Consider the following 18,176-nt stretch of genomic DNA (forward strand, 5'->3'; position numbering starts at 1 on the left):
AATAAAACACTCTGCTTTTCAGTGTTTACTTTATAATTAACAGTCTTATCTCACTGATCACCCTGTAACGTTCAGAGAGCGTCTTCAGATGTCTATTTATAAAATTCCTCTTCCGCTCAATATTCTGGAAGCTGCACGAGAGCGTATTACCTGGACACTTAACACCCTACCCCGCGTTTGTGTCTCATTTTCTGGCGGCAAAGACTCTGGTTTAATGCTGCATCTGACAGCCGAACTTGCTCGACAAATGGGCAAAAAAATCTGTGTTTTGTTTATCGACTGGGAGGCGCAATTCTCTTGCACCATCAACTATGTTCAGTCCCTGCGCGAGTTGTACACCGATGTGATCGAAGAGTTTTACTGGGTTGCGCTCCCGCTTACGACGCAAAATTCCCTATCACAATACCAACCCGAATGGCAGTGCTGGGAACCTGATGTCGAATGGGTACGTCAGCCCCCGCAAGATGCGATAACCGATCCTGACTTTTTCTCCTTTTACCAGCCTGGCATGACCTTCGAACAATTTGTGCGTGAGTTTGCCGAATGGTTTTCGCAAAAACGTCCGGCGGCGATGATGATCGGCATCCGTGCGGATGAGTCCTACAACCGTTTTGTCGCCATCGCCAGTTTAAATAAACAACGTTTTGCCGATGATAAGCCCTGGACTACTGCCGCACCAGGCGGTCATAGCTGGTACATTTACCCCATCTACGACTGGAAAGTCGCTGATATCTGGACCTGGTATGCTAGCCATCAACGCCTCTGTAACCCACTGTATAATATAATGTATCAGGCAGGCGTTCCTCTACGTCATATGCGAATTTGCGAACCTTTTGGTCCGGAACAACGGCAAGGATTATGGCTCTATCACGTTATCGAACCGGATCGCTGGGCTGCTATGTGCGCACGAGTCAGCGGGGTAAAAAGTGGCGGCATTTACGCCGGACATGACAACCATTTTTATGGTCATCGGAAAATCCTCAAGCCCGAACATTTAGACTGGCAGGAGTATGCATTATTGCTACTCAACAGCATGCCGGAGAAAACAGCTGAGCATTATCGCAATAAAATCGCCATTTATTTGCACTGGTATCAGAAAAAAGGCATCGAGGTTCCACAAACCCAGCAAGGGGACATTGGCGCGAAAGATATCCCCTCCTGGCGGCGAATATGCAAAGTTTTACTCAATAACGATTACTGGTGTCGGGCATTATCATTTAGCCCGACCAAAGCGAAGAACTATCAGCGTTATAACGAACGAATAAAAGGAAAACGTCAGGAATGGGGGATACTATGCAACAACGATTAACGCAGGATTTAACCCAATTTCTCGCCAGCTTGCCGGAAGACGATCGCATCAAAGCGATTAATGAAATCCGCATGGCGATCCATCAGGTTAGCCCCTTTCGAGAAGAGCCAGTGGATTGCGTTCTGTGGGTTAAAAACAGCCAACTTATGCCTAATGATTACAACCCAAACAACGTGGCACCACCCGAAAAAAAACTGCTGAAAAAATCCATTGAAATAGATGGTTTTACCCAACCCATTGTGGTCACGCATACGGATAAAAATGCCCTGGAAATCGTGGATGGTTTTCACCGCCATGAAATTGGTAAAGGCTCATCATCGTTAAAATTACGCTTAAAAGGTTATTTGCCGGTGACCTGTCTGGAAGGTACGCGTAATCAACGCATCGCCGCGACTATTCGTCATAACCGCGCTCGTGGTCGCCACCAAATCACTGCCATGTCCGAAATTGTTCGTGAACTCAGCCAGTTGGGATGGGACGATCATAAAATCGGCAAAGAGCTGGGAATGGACAGCGACGAAGTGCTGCGCCTGAAGCAAATTAACGGCCTGCAAGAACTGTTTGCCGACCGTCAATTTTCCCGCGCCTGGACGGTTAAATAACTACAGCTGGCGCAGGCGTTCAGCTGCTGCCAGCAACGTCGATTCCTTCTTGGCAAAACAGAGACGAATCAGTTTATGGGGGAAGGGATCGGCGCAAAACACCGACAGCGGAATCGCCGCTACACCGTGCTCCCGCGTCAGCCACTGGCAAAACTCAACGTCATCCAGCGAAGAAACCGCGCTGTAATCCACCAGCAAAAAGTAAGTGCCTTCGCACGGTAAAATCTCCAGCCGACTCTCACTTAAGGCATTCACCAGAATATCGCGTTTCTGGCGATAAAAGTCCGGTAACGCAAGATAATGCTCAGGTTCTGCACGTAGCATATCCGCAAGCGCCAGCTGTGCCGGGGTATTCACCGAAAAGGTCAGATACTGATGTACCTTGCGAATTTCAGCGCTGATGGGCGCTGGCGCAACGCAATAACCCACTTTCCAGCCGGTCATATGATAGGTCTTGCCAAATGAAGAAACTGCCACCGCCCGCTCACGCAGCTGCGGATGCGCCAGCACGCTGGCATGGCCCTGTTGTGAAAAGTTGATGTGCTCGTAGACTTCATCGCTAATGACAAAAATCTCGTGCCCGGCAATTGCCTGCCACAAAGCGGCGAAATCAGCCTGCTGCCAGACAGTTGCACTGGGGTTATGCGGGGTGTTGAGGATCACCAGTCGGGTGCGCTCGCTTAACAATGCGGCAAATTCCTGCCAGTCCACGCGAAAATGCGGTGGTTGCAGTGCAATACGTTTCACTATTCCCCCCGAAAGCGCGATGGCGGGCGCGTAACTGTCATAGCTGGGATCAAAGCAGATCACTTCATCACCATTGCGCACCAATGCGGTAATCGCTGCATATAACGCTTCCGTCGCCCCTGCCGTTACGGTGATATCGCTATCGGCATCCGGTTGATAGCCATACAGACGTTCCGTTTTCTGAGCAATCGCCTCGCGCAAGGCCTGCACGCCAGTCATAGGCGCGTATTGGTTTGCCCCCTGGGCAACGTGGTACGCCAGCCGCTCCTGCAAATAGCGCGGACCATCAAAATCAGGAAAGCCTTGCGACAGGTTAATCGCCTGGTGTTGCTGCGCCAACGCGCTCATCTGGGTGAAAATAGTGGTGCCAAGTTGTGGAAGTTTGCTTTGTGGAATCAGAGGGTTATTTGTCATTTTTTATTGTGCCTGACGAAGTTGTGTTGAAGGCACTATAACACGATGCTAGTATTTGGCAATCAAGACGTTTAGATGTCTAAATAAAACAATAAGGACAACACAACATGCCTCACAATCCTATCCGCGTGGTCGTCGGCCCGGCTAACTACTTTTCACATCCCGGCAGTCTCAATCACCTGCATGATTTTTTCACTGATGAACAGCTTTCTCGCGCAGTGTGGATCTACGGCGAACGCGCCATTGCTGCGGCGCAAACAAAACTTCCGCCAGCGTTTGAACTACCTGGAGCAAAGCATATTTTGTTTCGCGGCCATTGCAGCGAAAGCGATGTACAACAACTGGCGGCTGAGTCCGGTGACGACCGCAGCGTGGTGATTGGTGTCGGCGGCGGCGCACTGCTCGACACCGCGAAAGCCCTCGCCCGCCGTCTCGGTCTGCCGTTTGTTGCCGTTCCGACGATCGCCGCCACCTGCGCCGCCTGGACACCGCTCTCCGTCTGGTATAACGATGCCGGACAGGCGCTGCATTATGAGATTTTCGACGACGCCAATTTTATGGTGCTGGTGGAGCCAGAGATTATCCTCAATGCGCCGCAAGAATATCTGCTGGCGGGGATCGGTGACACGCTGGCGAAATGGTATGAAGCGGTGGTGCTGGCCCCGCAACCAGAAACGTTGCCGCTAACCGTGCGACTGGGGATCAATAATGCGCAGGCTATTCGCGACGTCTTGTTAAACAGTAGCGAACAGGCGCTGAGCGATCAGCAAAATCAGCAGTTAACGCAATCATTTTGCGATGTGGTGGATGCCATTATTGCTGGTGGTGGGATGGTTGGTGGTCTGGGCGATCGTTTTACGCGTGTGGCAGCAGCTCATGCCGTGCATAACGGTCTGACCGTGCTGCCGCAAACCGAGAAGTTTCTCCACGGCACCAAAGTCGCCTACGGAATTCTGGTGCAAAGCGCCTTGCTGGGTCAGGATGATGTGCTGGCGCAATTAACTGGAGCGTATCAGCGTTTTCATCTGCCGACTACGCTGGCGGAGCTGGAAGTGGATATCAATAATCAGGCGGAGATCGACAAAGTGATTGCCCACACCTTGCGTCCGGTGGAATCCATTCATTACCTGCCGGTCACGCTGACACCGGATACGTTGCGTGCAGCGTTCGAAAAAGTGGAATCGTTTAAAGCCTGACGTACACATTTAGCAGCAGCGCGCGCCGCCTTTTCCACCGTAGCGCGCGTCCTGCCGCTCACGGAAAAACTCTTCGTAGGTCATCGGCGTTTGATCGGGATGGTTAACTCGCATATGTTCGACATAGTTGTCGTAATCAGGCATACCAATCATCAGTTTCGCCGCCTGACCTAAATATTTTCCGGCTTTTGCCAGTGAATCAAACATCTAAACCTCCGGTAATACAAATGCCCTCCTGAATTAAGAGGGCTTAATTGCTATCAACACGCTCGGGCTGAGAGTAAGGGGAACGCTCAGCACATCCCCCCTCACTCTGACTTTAGTGCGCGCCTTTCGCCTGCGCCACGATCTCCTCGACATTTTCCGGCATCGGCTCATATGGCGTTTCTTTCGCCGTTGGCTTCGGCTCTTTCAATGCCGCAAGTGCCGTCTTAATCGAGAACAGTGCCAGAACCACCACGACCACCATAAAGAAGATGGTTAACCCGGCATCCAGACGGTTGTTGAACACCAGTTGCGCCAGCTGTGACTCAGTATACTGCGACGGAATATTGCCGCTGTCGATCATTGCCTGAAACTTATTAGCAATGGCCAGGAAGCCGACTTTCGCATCCGGGCTAAACGCTTTCTGCCAGCCTGCGGTCAGGGTACAAATCAGCAGCCAGGCCGTTGGTACCAGCGCCACCCAGGCGTAACGTTGACGTTTCATTTTGAACAACACTACGGCACAGAGCATCAGCGCCATCCCTGCCAGCATCTGGTTGGCAATACCAAACAGCGGCCACAGAGTGTTAATACCGCCCAGCGGATCGACCACCCCCTGATGCAGGAAGTAGCCCCACGCCAGTACGCACAGCGCCGTTGCCAGCAGGTTAGCAGGCAGTGAATCGGTCCGTTTCAGGCCCGGAGACACCACGCCCAGCAGATCCTGCAACATAAAGCGCGCAGCACGCGTACCCGCATCCACCGCCGTCAGAATAAACAGTGCTTCAAACAGAATGGCGAAGTGATACCAGAACGCCACATCCATCATGCCGCCCAGCGCACCGTGCAGAATGTAGGCCATCCCCACCGCCAGGGTCGGCGCACCGCCCGCACGGGAAATGATCGACTGTTCACCCACTTCGCTGGCAATCTGGTTGAGCGTATCCGGAGTAATCGCAAAGCCCCAGCTACTCACCACCTGCGCGGCAGAAGCGACCACATCCGCCGTCCCTGCCGGAGCCAGCACCGCCATCGGGCTGTTCATAGCGAAGTACACACCTGGATCAATGATACAGGCGGAAACCAGCGCCATAATCGCCACGAAGGATTCCATTAACATCCCGCCGTAGCCGATAAAACACGCCTGCCCTTCGTTCGCCAGCATCTTCGGCGTGGTACCGGAAGAGATCAGCGCATGGAAGCCAGACACCGCGCCACAAGCGATGGTGATAAACAGGAACGGGAACAGGTTACCGGTCCATACCGGGCCAGTGCCATCAACAAATTTGGTCAGCGCAGGCATGGTCAGCGTCGGGCGCATGATCAGAATGCCTACCGCCAGACCGACGATAGTCCCGATTTTCAGGAAGGTTGAGAGGTAGTCACGCGGAGCCAGCAGCAGCCACACCGGCAGCACCGCCGCCACAAAACCGTAACCCACCAGCATCCAGGTCAGCTGCACGCCGGTAAAGTCAAAGTACGGTGCCCAGGTCGGACTTTCTGCCACCCAGCCGCCAGAGATAATGGCGAAAATCAGGAACACCAGGCCAATCACCGACACTTCGCCAATACGCCCTGGACGCAGATAGCGCAGGTAGATCCCCATGAACAGCGCCAGCGGAATGGTGAACGCAACGGTATACGTTCCCCACGGGCTATGGGTCAGGGCTTTCACCACGATCATCGCCAGCACGGCAAGGATAATGACCATGATCATAAAGCAGGCCACCAGCGCGATCACCCCGGCGGTTGGCCCCATCTCTTCTTTGACCAGCTCACCCAGCGAGCGACCGTCACGGCGCGTAGAAACAAACAGCACCATGAAATCCTGCACCGCACCGGCGAGAACCACCCCGGCGAGCAGCCAGATCATCCCCGGCAGGTAGCCCATTTGCGCTGCCAGCACCGGCCCCACCAGCGGCCCTGCTCCGGCAATGGCCGCAAAATGGTGACCGAACAGCACTTTCTTGTCCGTCGGCACATAGTCCAGCCCGTCGTTATGGCGCACCGCTGGCGTCATACGCGTCGGGTCAACCGCCAGCACATTTTTGGCGATATACAGGCCATAAAAACGGTAAGCGATCAGATAGATACAGACCGACGCCACCACAATCCACAGCGCGTTGATCTGTTCCCCACGATTTAAAGCAATGTATCCCAGAGCAAATGCTCCCATTACAGAGAGCACTGTCCAGACGAGGTATTTCCCTGATTTGTTCATAGTTGTTATCCGTGTGCGTGTCCATAGAGATGTTACATTTTGTTTCTATAACATCTTTGTACAATTTAACAACACAGCAACCATGTAAATCGGAGTTGAAAACAATATTTAACTTAACAATGTTAACTCGATCACTCCGTTAACCGAGTTTTCCTGCAATCTCATTTAATTCTGTCGGGCTCATCCCAAAACTGCCGTACCCAGCCGACAAGTGCAGCAACGCCGCCCCTGTTCATCGAAAACAACAATTTCCCAACTCTGATTTTGCCGCCCAAGATGCAGCGGCTGGCAGACGCCACGTACCTTGCCTTCAGACACCGGGCGATGATGGGTGGCGTTAAGTTCCGTGCCCACCACACACTGTCCGTCGCGGGTCATCATAAATCCGGCCATCGATCCCAGCGTTTCCGCCAGCGCCGCCGACGCGCCGCCATGCAGCAGGCCAAACGGCTGATGAGTACGGGTATCAACCGGCATTTCGGCTTCCAGCACATCATCGCCCAGACGGGTATACACAATTCCCAGATGCGCCACCATTGTGTTATCGCTGGTGGCGTTCAGCTCGTCGAGCGTTAAATGGCGTTTCCAGATCATGCTTATGCCCCCAGCGTCGAGCCGCCATCGACCACAATATCCTGTAGGGTGATATGGCTGGCGAGATCAGAGGCGAGGAACAAAATCGTATTGGCGATCTCCTGTGGACGGGCGATTTTCCCCAGCGGAATGCCGAGTTTAAACTGCTCGCCAAAGCCGCGAATACGCTGCTCTTCGGCGTCATCGCTCACCCACAGCGTGCGTTGCATATCGGTGTCGGTGGAGCCTGGCGAAACCACATTACAGCGCACGCCGCTACCCGCCAGTTCCAGCCCAACGCTCAACGCCAGGCTTTTCAGCGCCGCTTTCGACGCGCCATAAGCACTCATACCAATGCGCGGCGTGTGTGCGGCGTCGGACGCAACAGTAACAATCGCCCCGCCCCGCTGACGGCGAAACTGGTTCATGGTCTGCTGGAACAGGTTAAACGCACCGCCGACATTGACCGCAAAAGTCTGCTGCCAGTCCTCCTTACTGAGCTGATCGGTCGCGCCCATGCGCAAAATTCCCGCCGCATTGACCAGCACGTCCAGTCGCTCCGTTTCAGCTAACAGTCGCTGACATACCTGCGCCACCTGCGCAGCATCGGCAACATCCATCACTTCGGTCGCAAAGGGATATTGCTCCTGCGCGAACGCTTGATCAAAACCGGTAACTTTCGCTCCCGCTTCAACAAACGCCAGCGCCGTGGCGTAGCCGATACCTTTCCCTGCGCCAGTTACCCAGACATTTTTACCGCTGAAATCCATTATTTCACCTCGCGGGAAAGTAGCTTCCACCAGGCGTCGATGGTCGGGTTTTTCGCCAGCATGACAAAGTCGATATCGCCATGCACTTTGCGCCAGCGCGCCGCCAGCGCCATCATCCGCACCGAATCCAGACCGTAGTCGATCAGGTTGTCGTCATCGAACGGTTCATCGGACTCGTCCAGCAACGGCAGGATCACCTCACGCAGCGCCGCTTTGCTGGCGGGGATAGGTGCTGGCAGCAATTCTTCGGTCATCACCACCCGGCCAGACCGTCCGGCCACATATTTCAGCGACATCAAATGCTCGTCACGGCTGAAATCGGCCAGCGCATCCGCCACCATAAACGGTTTAATATCGCGCATAAATGCGTCGGTTGCGGTGGTCATACAGCCAATGTGGGCATATACCCCGGTAATAATCAGCTGGTTACGTCCACTCTCTTTCAGCATTTGCTCCAGCGGGGAACGATGAAACGCGCTGTAGCGCCACTTCACCAGCACCGTGTCGTCGGCATCTGGCGTGAGGCTATCCACCACCTTTTGCTGTTCCGGCGAACGGGTCAGGCCAGGCCCCCACATATCATTCAACAGCGCCCGATCTTCATCGCTCTGCTCTTTCGGCTGGGCGGTGTAATAAACCGGGATATTGTGCTGTTTGCAGTAGTCGCGTAGTGCCGCAATATTCGCGATCACCTGCTCCATCATCGGGCAGTTCTCGCCCCAGAAGCTGACAAAATAGTCCTGCATATCATGGATTAACAACGCGGCACGTTGCGGTTCAAAGGCCCAGTCGACTTTATTCTGCGGAATATCGTGAGACTCCGGCAGTGCGTAAGCCTGTAATTTTGGAATAGCCATCGTGTTCTCTCCTTCAGGCTGATGCGCGTGACGCCAGCCACTGACGTAATTGTTTTTTATCGACTTTCCCGACCGCCGTCAGCGGAAGTGAATCTACACACTCCACGCGATCCGGTAATTTAAATTCGGCAATACCCTGTTCACGCAGGAAACGACGCACCTGCACCGCGCGCAGCGGTTCTTTTACCACCAGATAAGCGCAGCTTTTTTCGCCCATCAGCTCATCTTCCATGCTCACCAGTGCGGCGTAGATCACCGCCGGATGGCGCAGCAGCAGGTTTTCGATCTCTTCGGCAGCGATCTTCTCGCCGCCACGGTTAATCTGATCTTTCTCGCGCCCCTGCACGGTGATGTAACCCTCTGGATCAATAGAGATCAGATCGCCGGAACAGTAAAAACCGTTGGCATCAAAGGCGCTGGCATTGTGCTGCGGGCTTTTGTAATAGCCGCGGAAGGTGTACGGACCGCGCGTCATCAGGCGTCCAACTTCTCCTTGCGGCAGTGGATTTCCTTCAGCATCGGCAACCCACACTTCATCGTCCGGGCACATTGGGTAACCCTGGGTATGGATAATTTTCTCCGCGCTATCATCAAGTCGGGTGTAGTTCACCAGCCCTTCCGCCATGCCAAACACCTGCTGCAACTGACAGCCAATCTCAGCGGGAATACGCGCTGCAAGGGTGGCAGAAAGACGTGCGCCGCCGACCTGTAACAGTTTCAGCGAGGCAAGCTGCGCCCGGCTTTCGCCTTCGGTCAGCGCCTGCAACCACAGGCTGACTGCCGGCGGCACCAGCGCGGTAACGTTAACCTGATGTTTTGCAATCAACGGGAAGCAAAGCGTGGCGCTGGGATCGGCCGCCAGAACAACCGTTCCTCCGGCAAGAAAGACGCCCAGCGATCCTGGCGAACTCATGGCGTAGTTATGAGCCGCCGGGATCGCGCACAGGTAGCGCGTCTGTTGTGTGAACTGACAAATCTCGACGCTACGACGCACGCTGTAGCAGTAGTCGTTATGAGTGCGCGGGATCAGTTTCGGTGTGCCGGTGGTGCCGCCGGAAAGCTGGAAATAGGCCACTTCATCAGCTGGTGACGGCGTGGCAGTAAAATCCTCAGCCGGATGGTTAATCGCATCCTGCAAGTTATGCTCACCGCTGTCGTTGAGCAGCTGCACCACGCGAATGGAAGAATGCTCTGCAACAAATGTGTTGAGGAAATCATCCCCGCTAAATAGCGCATGCTGGCGATCGGCAATCAGTAACGCCGGTTCAATCTGGCTGGCATAAGCGTTCAGTTCACTACGCTGATGGCTGAACAGCGCCAGCACCGGCGCAACGCCCAGCTTCAGCAGCGCGAAAAAGGTAATGTAAAGTTCAGCGACGTTACCCAGTTGTACCAGCGCGGTTTCACCAGGTTTAATGCCCTGACGGCGCAAACTACAGGCGAGGTTATCCGCCGCCTGATTCAGCTCCCGGTAACTCAACTGCCGCTCGCCGTCGATAACCGCGATGCTGTCGCTTGCGGCATGACGGGTCAGAATGTCGGTCAGCGGCAAATCCTGCCAGTAGCCTTTTTCCCGATAGCGACGGGCAAACTCTTCCGGCCAGCGGGTGAATGGAATGCTCATCCTCGCTCCTTAATGCAATCCAAAAACGTTCAACATGGTAGAAAGTTTGACGCCTGTTTCGCGCCACTCACCCAACGGTGACGACGCAGGCACAATCCCCGCTCCGGCAAACAGGCGCACCTGATTTTCCCGCAGCTTCGCGCAGCGGATGGTCACCACCCATTCACCGTTACCTTCGCTGTCACACCAACCCACAATGCCGCCAAACAGTTCGCGGTCGAACGGCTCCAGTTCAGCAATAACCTGAGTCGCGGCCTGATGCGGGAAACCGCTCAGCGCGGGGGTCGGATGCAGCAGACAGGCCAGAGTCAGTGCGTTTTCTTGCGAATTCGCTTTACCTTCAAAGGGAGTTGCGAGATGCCACAGCGTCGGCGTGGTGATTAGTTGTGGAGAAGAAGGAACGTGTAACTCACTACTTCGTTCGCGCAATACCTCTTTCATCGCCTGAGTCACCAGTTCATGTTCATGGCGATCTTTTTCTGACGCCAGCAGACGATTACCCGCTTCGCGATCGAGCACTTCATCCGGCTGACGACGCGCGGAACCAGCTAACGGAATGGAGCTAAAACGCTCGCCGTCTTTACGCAGCAGCAGTTCCGGGCTGGCCCCCAGCAGAACGCCACCATCAGCCAACGGCACATGGAAGTTGTAACTAACCGGGTTTTGCGCAATCAACCGTTCCAGCAATACGCCACTATCAATGGCGGCGTCAGTGGTGATATCAATCAACCGTGACAACACCACTTTGTCGACCTGCGGCGTGGCGGTAAGTGCGGCAGCGCGGGCAACCATCTGTTCAAACGTGGTTTGTTGCGGAATTGCCTGGCGTTCCACCACATTCAGCGACTGGCTGCGGGTGAAACGGCGGGCGGAAGCTTGTTTTTCCTGACGGGAGAACGACTGCCAGGATTCAGGAATATACAGCGACGAAGGCTGACGTGGATCGAAGGGAATCGCCCCGACCATCACCGGATTTTTGATGCCCTGCGCTTTGGCATCGGCAAACAGCGCGGCGAGTTTTTGCTGGAAGGGACTGTCGGGTGAATCCCCGTTCACAGCGGGTTCATCGAAGCGGGCGAAACATCCTGACGTCGTAAAACTGCGGTACGGCGACATAAAGAAAAAGCGATTGGGCGCAAGTGTTGCCATGGTCTGCTGTACTTCCTCAGCCAGTGACGTATCCATATCATCCTCCACAAAATGATAAAGGCTTTAATAATGATTATCATTTATATTTTCGGTCGCTAACCTAAAAGCAAACGCGCACTATGTCAACTCTTGAGGTAACGCAATCTGCAACTCGGGGTTGCATCTGGTTGTGGTTACAATGAAAATGAGAAGCATTAACTTCATTAATAACAGGAAGCTGATTTGTGAGACTCGCCTCGCTCTACCGCAACGCCCTTCTATTAACAGGACTTTTGCTTTCAGGAATAGTCGCAGTTCAGGCCGCCGACTGGCCGCGTCAGATTACTGACAGCCGGGGCACTCATACCCTGGAAAGCCAGCCGCAGCGTATTGTTTCCACCAGCGTCACCCTGACCGGCTCACTGCTGGCGATTGATGCTCCGGTGATTGCCAGCGGCGCGACCACGCCAAATAACCGCGTCGCGGATGACCAGGGCTTTTTACGCCAGTGGAGCAAGGTGGCGAAAGAACGCAAACTGCAACGGCTCTATATCGGCGAACCGAGCGCCGAAGCGGTGGCCGCGCAAATGCCGGATCTGATTTTAATCAGCGCAACCGGCGGCGATTCGGCGCTGGCGCTGTACGATCAGCTTTCCACCATCGCCCCGACATTAATCATCAATTACGACGACAAAAGCTGGCAGTCGCTGTTAACGCAACTTGGCGAAATTACCGGGCATGAGAAACAAGCGGCAGAGCGGATTGCGCAGTTTGATAAGCAACTGGCGGCGGCGAAAGAGCAAATCAAATTACCTCCGCAGCCGGTCACGGCCATTGTCTATACCGCCGCTGCACACAGTGCCAATCTCTGGACGCCTGAATCAGCACAAGGGCAGATGCTGGAACAACTCGGCTTTACGCTGGCGAAGTTGCCAGCAGGGTTAAACGCCAGCCAAAGCCAGGGCAAACGCCATGACATCATTCAGCTTGGTGGAGAAAATCTGGCTGCAGGGTTAAATGGCGAGTCACTATTCCTGTTCGCCGGTGATCAGAAAGATGCCGATGCGATTTATGCTAATCCGCTGCTCGCGCATCTGCCTGCAGTACAAAACAAGCAGGTTTATGCGCTGGGAACCGAGACGTTCCGTCTGGATTACTACAGCGCCATGCAAGTGCTGGAACGGCTTAAGGCGCTGTTTTAAGCATTAACTGTCGGACGCTGTCACCTGCGGCGGCGTCTGGCGAAAACGCCGCAACTCCACCAGCACCAGCAACAACAACACGCCGATAATCAACAAACCAAAACCGCTCGCGCTTGCGGAAGCAACCGGTGTCATCATCGCTCCCAGACCGCCTAACAGCGCCGCGCCTATGGCATCGCCCGTCACGTTTTGCGCCGTCCACAAACCGTTAATCCGCCCTAACATCGCTTCCGGGGTTTGCGTTTGCAGCATTGTGTATTGCAGCAACGAACTAACCGCGCTCAGCCAGCCGAACAGCGCCAGACAAACCACGCCTAAAATCCACATCGGCATCAGGCCAAACAGCCCAATGGCGAGGAACGATCCCAGCGTGGAGAGCAGCATCAATAACCCTGGTCGCGCGCTATGTGCCAGCTTCCCGCTGGTTAACGCGCCAATAGCCGCGCCGAGCGGGATCGCCGCATAGAGAAAACCAATCTGTGCCGCCGACATCTGCCAGTTGTCAGCCAGCGCCGGATACAGTACCCGCACCGCGCTCGCCATCGTCAATAAACCACCCAGCAGCGCAATCCCTCCCACCAGCGGGCTGGCGAGCAGAAAACGAAATCCTGCCAGTAATGATTTCAACGGATGCTCACGCGGCTGCGGTGGCGGTGGCAACGCCGGAAGGCTTAATAACGGCAGCAAGGTAATAAACGTGCCCGCCGCCGCCAGCCCGTAGTTCCAGGCTACGCCGCCGGTCGCCAGCAATAAACCGCCAATCATGGGCGAAATCACCGACCCCAGGCGCACGGTCAACATGGTGATCGCCCCGGCCTGCATTAAGTTTTCACGCCCTACCAGTGCAGGTGTCGCCGCCAGTAGCGCCGTAACGCCAAGTGATGCGAAAAAACCATCCCATAAACCAAGTAAATAGATTGCCAACAATGACGGCTCCGGCAGCAGTGCATTAAGGCACAGTCCAATGAAGCCAATGCCACAGGTGCCGCGCGCCAGCAAAATCACTTTTTTGCGTTCATAGCGATCCGCCAGCACACCGCCGACCATCAGGCCAACAAACATCGCGCCGCCGGTCAGCGTCACCGAAAGCCCCACCTGCCAGGTAGAATGCGTCATCATCTGGATCTGCACCGGTACCGCGACGCCGAGTAAACCCAGAGACACAATTGAGATAAAACGAGCGAGGAATACTGCGCGAAACGCCGGGTGCGTTTTCAACAGGCTGAGGTTAAGCAGCCAGGATTGTTTATTCATTACAATACCTTGCCATCAAATATTTTAAATACCTATTCTTAGGCTGCACATGCTAACATATCCAAATAAGATCGATAACGATAATTAATTTCATTATCATGGAAGTTCGTATGTCTGGTTCTGTTGCCGTGACACGCGCCATTGCCGTGCCCGGATTGCTGTTATTACTGATTATCGCGACGGCATTAAGCCTGCTCATTGGGGCAAAATCACTCCCCGCTTCCGTAGTGCTGGAGGCCTTCTCCGGCACCTGCCAGAGCGCCGACTGCACCATCGTGCTCGACGCGCGACTGCCGCGCACCCTTGCCGGTTTACTGGCAGGCGGCGCGCTTGGGCTTGCCGGGGCGTTAATGCAAACCCTCACCCGAAACCCACTTGCCGACCCCGGCTTGCTTGGCGTAAACGCCGGAGCCAGCTTTGCCATTGTGCTGGGTGCGGCGCTGTTTGGTTACTCATCCGCGCAGGAACAACTGTCGATGGCCTTCGCCGGGGCGCTGGTGGCCTCGTTGATTGTTGCCTTTACCGGCAGCCAGGGCGGCGGGCAGTTAAGTCCGGTGCGTTTAACCCTGGCGGGCGTGGCGCTGGCGGCGGTGCTGGAAGGGCTGACCAGCGGCATCGCCCTGCTTAATCCTGACGTCTACGATCAGTTGCGTTTCTGGCAAGCCGGTTCGCTGGATATTCGTAATTTACACACCTTAAAAGTAGTGCTGATCCCGGTGCTGATCGCCGGAGTAACCGCGCTATTACTGAGCCGCGCACTGAACAGTTTAAGCCTTGGCAGTGACACCGCGACGGCGCTGGGCAGTCGCGTGGCGCGCACACAGTTGATTGGTCTGCTGGCGATTACCGTGCTTTGCGGTAGTGCAACGGCGGTAGTTGGCCCGATTGCCTTTATTGGCCTGATGATGCCGCACATGGCGCGCTGGCTGGTAGGTGCCGATCATCGCTGGTCGCTGCCCGTCACGCTACTTGCCACCCCTGCCCTGCTGCTGTTTGCCGATATCATCGGGCGGGTGATTGTGCCCGGCGAGTTGCGCGTTTCTGTGGTCAGTGCCTTTATTGGCGCACCGGTGCTGATCTTCCTCGTGCGACGTAAAACGCGAGGTGGCGCATGATTTACGTCTCTCGCCGATTAATCATCACCTGTTTGCTGCTAATTACCGCCTGTGTGGTTGCAGGTATCTGGGGATTACGCAGCGGTACCGTCACGCTGGAAACCTCGCAGATATTCGCCGCGCTGATGGGCGATGCGCCGCGCAGTATGACGATGGTGGTCACCGAATGGCGTTTACCACGCGTGCTGATGGCGCTGTTAATTGGCGCGGCGCTGGGCGTCAGCGGCGCGATTTTTCAGTCGCTGATGCGTAACCCGCTCGGCAGCCCTGACGTAATGGGCTTTAACACCGGGGCGTGGAGCGGCGTGCTGGTGGCGATGGTGCTGTTTGGTCAGGACCTGACGGCTATCGCCCTGGCAGCAATGGTGGGCGGCATTGTCACCTCGCTGCTGGTCTGGCTGCTCGCCTGGCGTAACGGCATCGACACCTTTCGGTTGATTATTATCGGCATCGGCGTTCGCGCCATGCTGGTGGCCTTTAATACCTGGCTTTTGCTGAAAGCGTCTTTAGAAACGGCGCTAACAGCAGGTTTGTGGAATGCCGGATCGCTCAACGGCCTGACGTGGGCAAAAACCTCGCCTTCCGCACCCATCATTATATTGATGCTCATTGCCGCCGCCTTACTGGTACGCCGGATGCGCTTGCTGGAAATGGGCGATGATACCGCGTGTGCGCTGGGCGTCAGCGTCGAACGTTCGCGGCTGTTAATGATGCTGGTAGCCGTAGTGCTTACCGCAGCTGCCACTGCCCTGGCGGGGCCGATTTCCTTTATTGCTTTAGTCGCGCCACACATTGCCCGGCGCATTAGCGGCACCGCTCGCTGGGGGCTGACCCAGGCGGCGCTGTGCGGGGCGTTGTTACTGCTGGCGGCCGATCTCTGCGCCCAACAACTGTTTATGCCGTATCAACTTCCGGTTGGCGTCGTTACCGTCAGCCTCGGTGGTATTTACCTTATCGTCTTGTTAATTCAGGAGTCTCGCAAAAAATGACCGAATCAGTAGCCCGTTTGCGTGGCGAACAGTTAACCCTCGGATATGGCAAATATACCGTTGCGGAAAATCTGACTGTAGAAATTCCTGATGGTCACTTCACGGCAATTATCGGGCCAAATGGCTGCGGTAAATCCACGTTACTGCGTACTTTAAGCCGCCTGATGACGCCTGCTCACGGGCATGTCTGGCTGGATGGTGAGCACATTCAACATTACGCCAGTAAAGAGGTTGCACGCCGGATTGGCCTGTTGGCGCAAAATGCTACCACGCCGGGCGATATCACCGTGCAGGAGCTGGTGGCGCGTGGACGTTACCCGCATCAACCGCTGTTTACCCGCTGGCGCAAAGAGGATGAAGAAGCGGTAACGAAAGCGATGCAGGCCACGGGAATCACTCATCTGGCAGATCAAAGCGTGGATACCCTTTCTGGCGGACAACGCCAGCGAGCGTGGATAGCAATGGTGCTGGCCCAGGAAACGGCAATTATGCTGCTCGATGAACCAACGACCTGGCTGGATATCAGTCATCAGATTGATTTGCTGGAACTGTTAAGCGAACTGAACCGCGAGAAAGGCTATACCCTGGCGGCGGTGCTGCACGATCTTAATCAGGCCTGTCGTTACGCCAGCCATTTGATTGCATTGCGGGAAGGGAAAATTGTTGCTCAGGGAGCGCCGAAAGAGATTGTCACTGCTGAATTGATCGAGCGCATTTATGGTCTGCGCTGCATGATTATTGACGACCCGGTTGCCGGAACGCCGCTCGTGGTGCCGCTCGGACGAACGGCACCTTCAACCGCAAATAGTTAAACTAAGTGGTCTGCTATCATGGCATCCTGTTTTCTGGATGCCATCGCATAGCGCAACAGCACGCCACCACAAGCCACCATCCCGCCGATCATCGCAGAAAGGATCACAATAATCGCCTTACCCGGACCGTCTTTTTTCACTGGCAATGACGGGCTTAACTGATATTTAAACGGCGTAAAATTCACATCGTTGATATTTGCTTTTGTTAACTGCTCAACAAGATACTGACGATTACGTAATTCACCGTTCAGTTCCGCAACGTCAGTAACCGCTTTTTCAATTTCCAGTTTGCGTTCAATACCGTCTGCGCCGAGAGAAATAGAGAAATCGGGGTCATCTTTAACGGCCTGACCATTACTGTAAACGGGCTTTTTAATTCCTGCCGCGTTGGCAATGTCGAGTGAATAATTGAGGCGCTGAATGTTTGCATCAAGTTGATTTTTCATTTTAATGCGGTCCTGAGCCAGTTTTTCTTTTTCAAACTGGGTTTTAAGCTCCAGTCTATTGCGCTCATTTTCTATCGACTCTTTCACCACCAGAGCAGAGATATAATCGATATACCCGCTCAAAACGGTTTGCGCCTCTTCATTGGTTGGCGCGGTAAAACTTAGCGTCCAGGAGGTATAAAGTGACGGTTCATCTTTTTTCTTACTGGCATTGTCATCAACCGCTTTCATTTTTTCGCTCAATGCGACAATTGCGCGATGCAAATCCAGTTCGTCGATTTTCGCCTCTTTTAATTGGTCCATCACATAAGGTGTTGAGCGCAGGTACTCTTCCAGCAAGCTAACCGACTGAAACTTCTTGATAAACAGGTTAAATGCTTCTGTACGATCAATTTTGATATCCAGATCCAGCACTCGAAGCTTAGTGAATGTTTTCTCCAGCTCTTGCCACTGAACAGGTTCTGGAGGCGTGACAACCGCCGCGCTGGTCCATTTTTGCGGCAGGATGAAAGAGATCAGCAAGCCTGCGCAGGCAAACGCAAAAATGACCGCCATGACCGTTTTTTTGGCCCGCCATAAAACTGCGATTAGATTAAGTAAATCAATTTCATTATTACTGGGCGACGCCAGAGGATACTCAGGAAAATGAGCGTCACTTCCCTGTTTAATATTCAGTGATGACATGGGGTATAACCTGAAAATGAGTCCAATAG

At 54.3% G+C, this 18,176-nt stretch carries 17 protein-coding genes; 7 read left to right on the top strand and 10 right to left on the bottom strand.

What is annotated here, in order from left to right; translation table 11 throughout:
- The first annotated feature begins 88 nt into the window (after positions 1-88).
- Positions 89-1,309, top strand: a complete 1,221-nt coding sequence (locus tag ACK8NJ_RS16845) for a phosphoadenosine phosphosulfate reductase (RefSeq protein WP_000029830.1) — start codon at positions 89-91, stop codon at positions 1,307-1,309.
- On the top strand, positions 1,282-1,911 hold the full coding sequence (locus ACK8NJ_RS16850; protein ID WP_000502939.1) for an IbrB-like domain-containing protein: 630 nt from the start codon (positions 1,282-1,284) through the stop codon (positions 1,909-1,911). The genes ACK8NJ_RS16845 and ACK8NJ_RS16850 overlap by 28 nt, the downstream gene beginning before the upstream one ends.
- Here ACK8NJ_RS16850 and ybdL read toward each other — a convergent pair whose 3' ends face one another.
- The gene (ybdL, locus tag ACK8NJ_RS16855) at positions 1,912-3,072 is read right to left on the bottom strand and encodes a methionine-oxo-acid transaminase (protein ID WP_001550792.1); all 1,161 of its coding nucleotides are present in this window, start codon (positions 3,070-3,072) and stop codon (positions 1,912-1,914) included. It abuts the gene before it with no gap.
- Positions 3,073-3,179: 107 nt separating this feature from the next.
- Here ybdL and hcxA point away from each other — a divergent pair, with 107 nt between their 5' ends.
- A complete protein-coding gene (gene hcxA, locus ACK8NJ_RS16860; protein ID WP_328117044.1) occupies positions 3,180-4,268 on the top strand; it encodes a hydroxycarboxylate dehydrogenase HcxA in 1,089 nt (362 codons plus the stop codon).
- Between the two features lie 9 nt (positions 4,269-4,277).
- Here the strand turns inward: hcxA and ACK8NJ_RS16865 are convergent, their stop codons facing one another.
- The 7 genes from ACK8NJ_RS16865 to entC form a co-directional block, all read right to left on the bottom strand.
- Entirely contained in the window at positions 4,278-4,475 is a 198-nt protein-coding gene (locus tag ACK8NJ_RS16865; RefSeq protein ID WP_000460431.1) for a YbdD/YjiX family protein, read from the bottom strand.
- Between the two features lie 112 nt (positions 4,476-4,587).
- Positions 4,588-6,693 (bottom strand): pyruvate/proton symporter CstA, encoded by a 2,106-nt coding sequence (gene cstA, locus ACK8NJ_RS16870; protein ID WP_001043146.1) that lies wholly within the window; start codon positions 6,691-6,693, stop codon positions 4,588-4,590.
- Between the two features lie 180 nt (positions 6,694-6,873).
- Positions 6,874-7,287, bottom strand: coding sequence for a proofreading thioesterase EntH (gene entH, locus ACK8NJ_RS16875; protein ID WP_000637953.1), 414 nt, complete (start codon positions 7,285-7,287; stop codon positions 6,874-6,876).
- Between the two features lie 2 nt (positions 7,288-7,289).
- Positions 7,290-8,036 (bottom strand): 2,3-dihydro-2,3-dihydroxybenzoate dehydrogenase EntA, encoded by a 747-nt coding sequence (entA, locus tag ACK8NJ_RS16880; protein ID WP_000347633.1) that lies wholly within the window; start codon positions 8,034-8,036, stop codon positions 7,290-7,292.
- Positions 8,036-8,893: an enterobactin biosynthesis bifunctional isochorismatase/aryl carrier protein EntB gene (gene entB / locus ACK8NJ_RS16885; protein ID WP_001007147.1), complete on the bottom strand. Its 858-nt coding sequence runs from the start codon at positions 8,891-8,893 to the stop codon at positions 8,036-8,038. Before entB ends, entA begins: the two co-directional genes overlap by 1 nt.
- Positions 8,894-8,906: 13 nt before the next feature.
- Positions 8,907-10,517 (bottom strand): (2,3-dihydroxybenzoyl)adenylate synthase EntE, encoded by a 1,611-nt coding sequence (entE, locus tag ACK8NJ_RS16890; RefSeq protein WP_411961808.1) that lies wholly within the window; start codon positions 10,515-10,517, stop codon positions 8,907-8,909.
- Between the two features lie 9 nt (positions 10,518-10,526).
- On the bottom strand, positions 10,527-11,702 hold the full coding sequence (gene entC / locus ACK8NJ_RS16895) for an isochorismate synthase EntC (RefSeq protein ID WP_001351525.1): 1,176 nt from the start codon (positions 11,700-11,702) through the stop codon (positions 10,527-10,529).
- A 188-nt stretch (positions 11,703-11,890) separates the two neighbouring features.
- Between entC and fepB the strand changes: the two genes are divergently transcribed.
- Positions 11,891-12,847 carry a Fe2+-enterobactin ABC transporter substrate-binding protein gene (gene fepB, locus ACK8NJ_RS16900; protein ID WP_072648599.1) on the top strand — a complete coding sequence of 319 codons (957 nt, stop codon included), beginning with the start codon at positions 11,891-11,893 and terminating at the stop codon, positions 12,845-12,847.
- A 3-nt stretch (positions 12,848-12,850) separates the two neighbouring features.
- On the opposite strand, the gene entS is transcribed toward fepB, so the two are convergent.
- A complete protein-coding gene (entS, locus tag ACK8NJ_RS16905; RefSeq protein ID WP_001041789.1) occupies positions 12,851-14,101 on the bottom strand; it encodes an enterobactin transporter EntS in 1,251 nt (416 codons plus the stop codon).
- 110 nt (positions 14,102-14,211) lie between these two features.
- Here entS and fepD point away from each other — a divergent pair, with 110 nt between their 5' ends.
- The 3 genes from fepD to fepC are packed head-to-tail and all read left to right on the top strand — an operon-like array spanning position 14,212 to position 17,017.
- The gene (gene fepD, locus ACK8NJ_RS16910) at positions 14,212-15,216 is read left to right on the top strand and encodes a Fe(3+)-siderophore ABC transporter permease (protein ID WP_411961809.1); all 1,005 of its coding nucleotides are present in this window, start codon (positions 14,212-14,214) and stop codon (positions 15,214-15,216) included.
- Positions 15,213-16,205, top strand: a complete 993-nt coding sequence (gene fepG / locus ACK8NJ_RS16915) for an iron-enterobactin ABC transporter permease (protein WP_001577954.1) — start codon at positions 15,213-15,215, stop codon at positions 16,203-16,205. The genes fepD and fepG overlap by 4 nt, the downstream gene beginning before the upstream one ends.
- Complete coding sequence (fepC, locus tag ACK8NJ_RS16920; protein WP_000140647.1) at positions 16,202-17,017, top strand: iron-enterobactin ABC transporter ATP-binding protein; 816 nt, start codon at positions 16,202-16,204, stop codon at positions 17,015-17,017. The genes fepG and fepC overlap by 4 nt, the downstream gene beginning before the upstream one ends.
- Here fepC and wzz(fepE) read toward each other — a convergent pair.
- Positions 17,014-18,147 (bottom strand): LPS O-antigen length regulator Wzz(fepE), encoded by a 1,134-nt coding sequence (gene wzz(fepE), locus ACK8NJ_RS16925; RefSeq protein WP_156618948.1) that lies wholly within the window; start codon positions 18,145-18,147, stop codon positions 17,014-17,016. The genes fepC and wzz(fepE) overlap by 4 nt on opposite strands.
- Positions 18,148-18,176: the final 29 nt, after the last annotated feature.

Origin of the sequence: Escherichia sp. F1, assembly GCF_046764225.1 — a bacterium.
GTDB classification, from domain to species: Bacteria; Pseudomonadota; Gammaproteobacteria; order Enterobacterales; family Enterobacteriaceae; genus Escherichia; species Escherichia coli.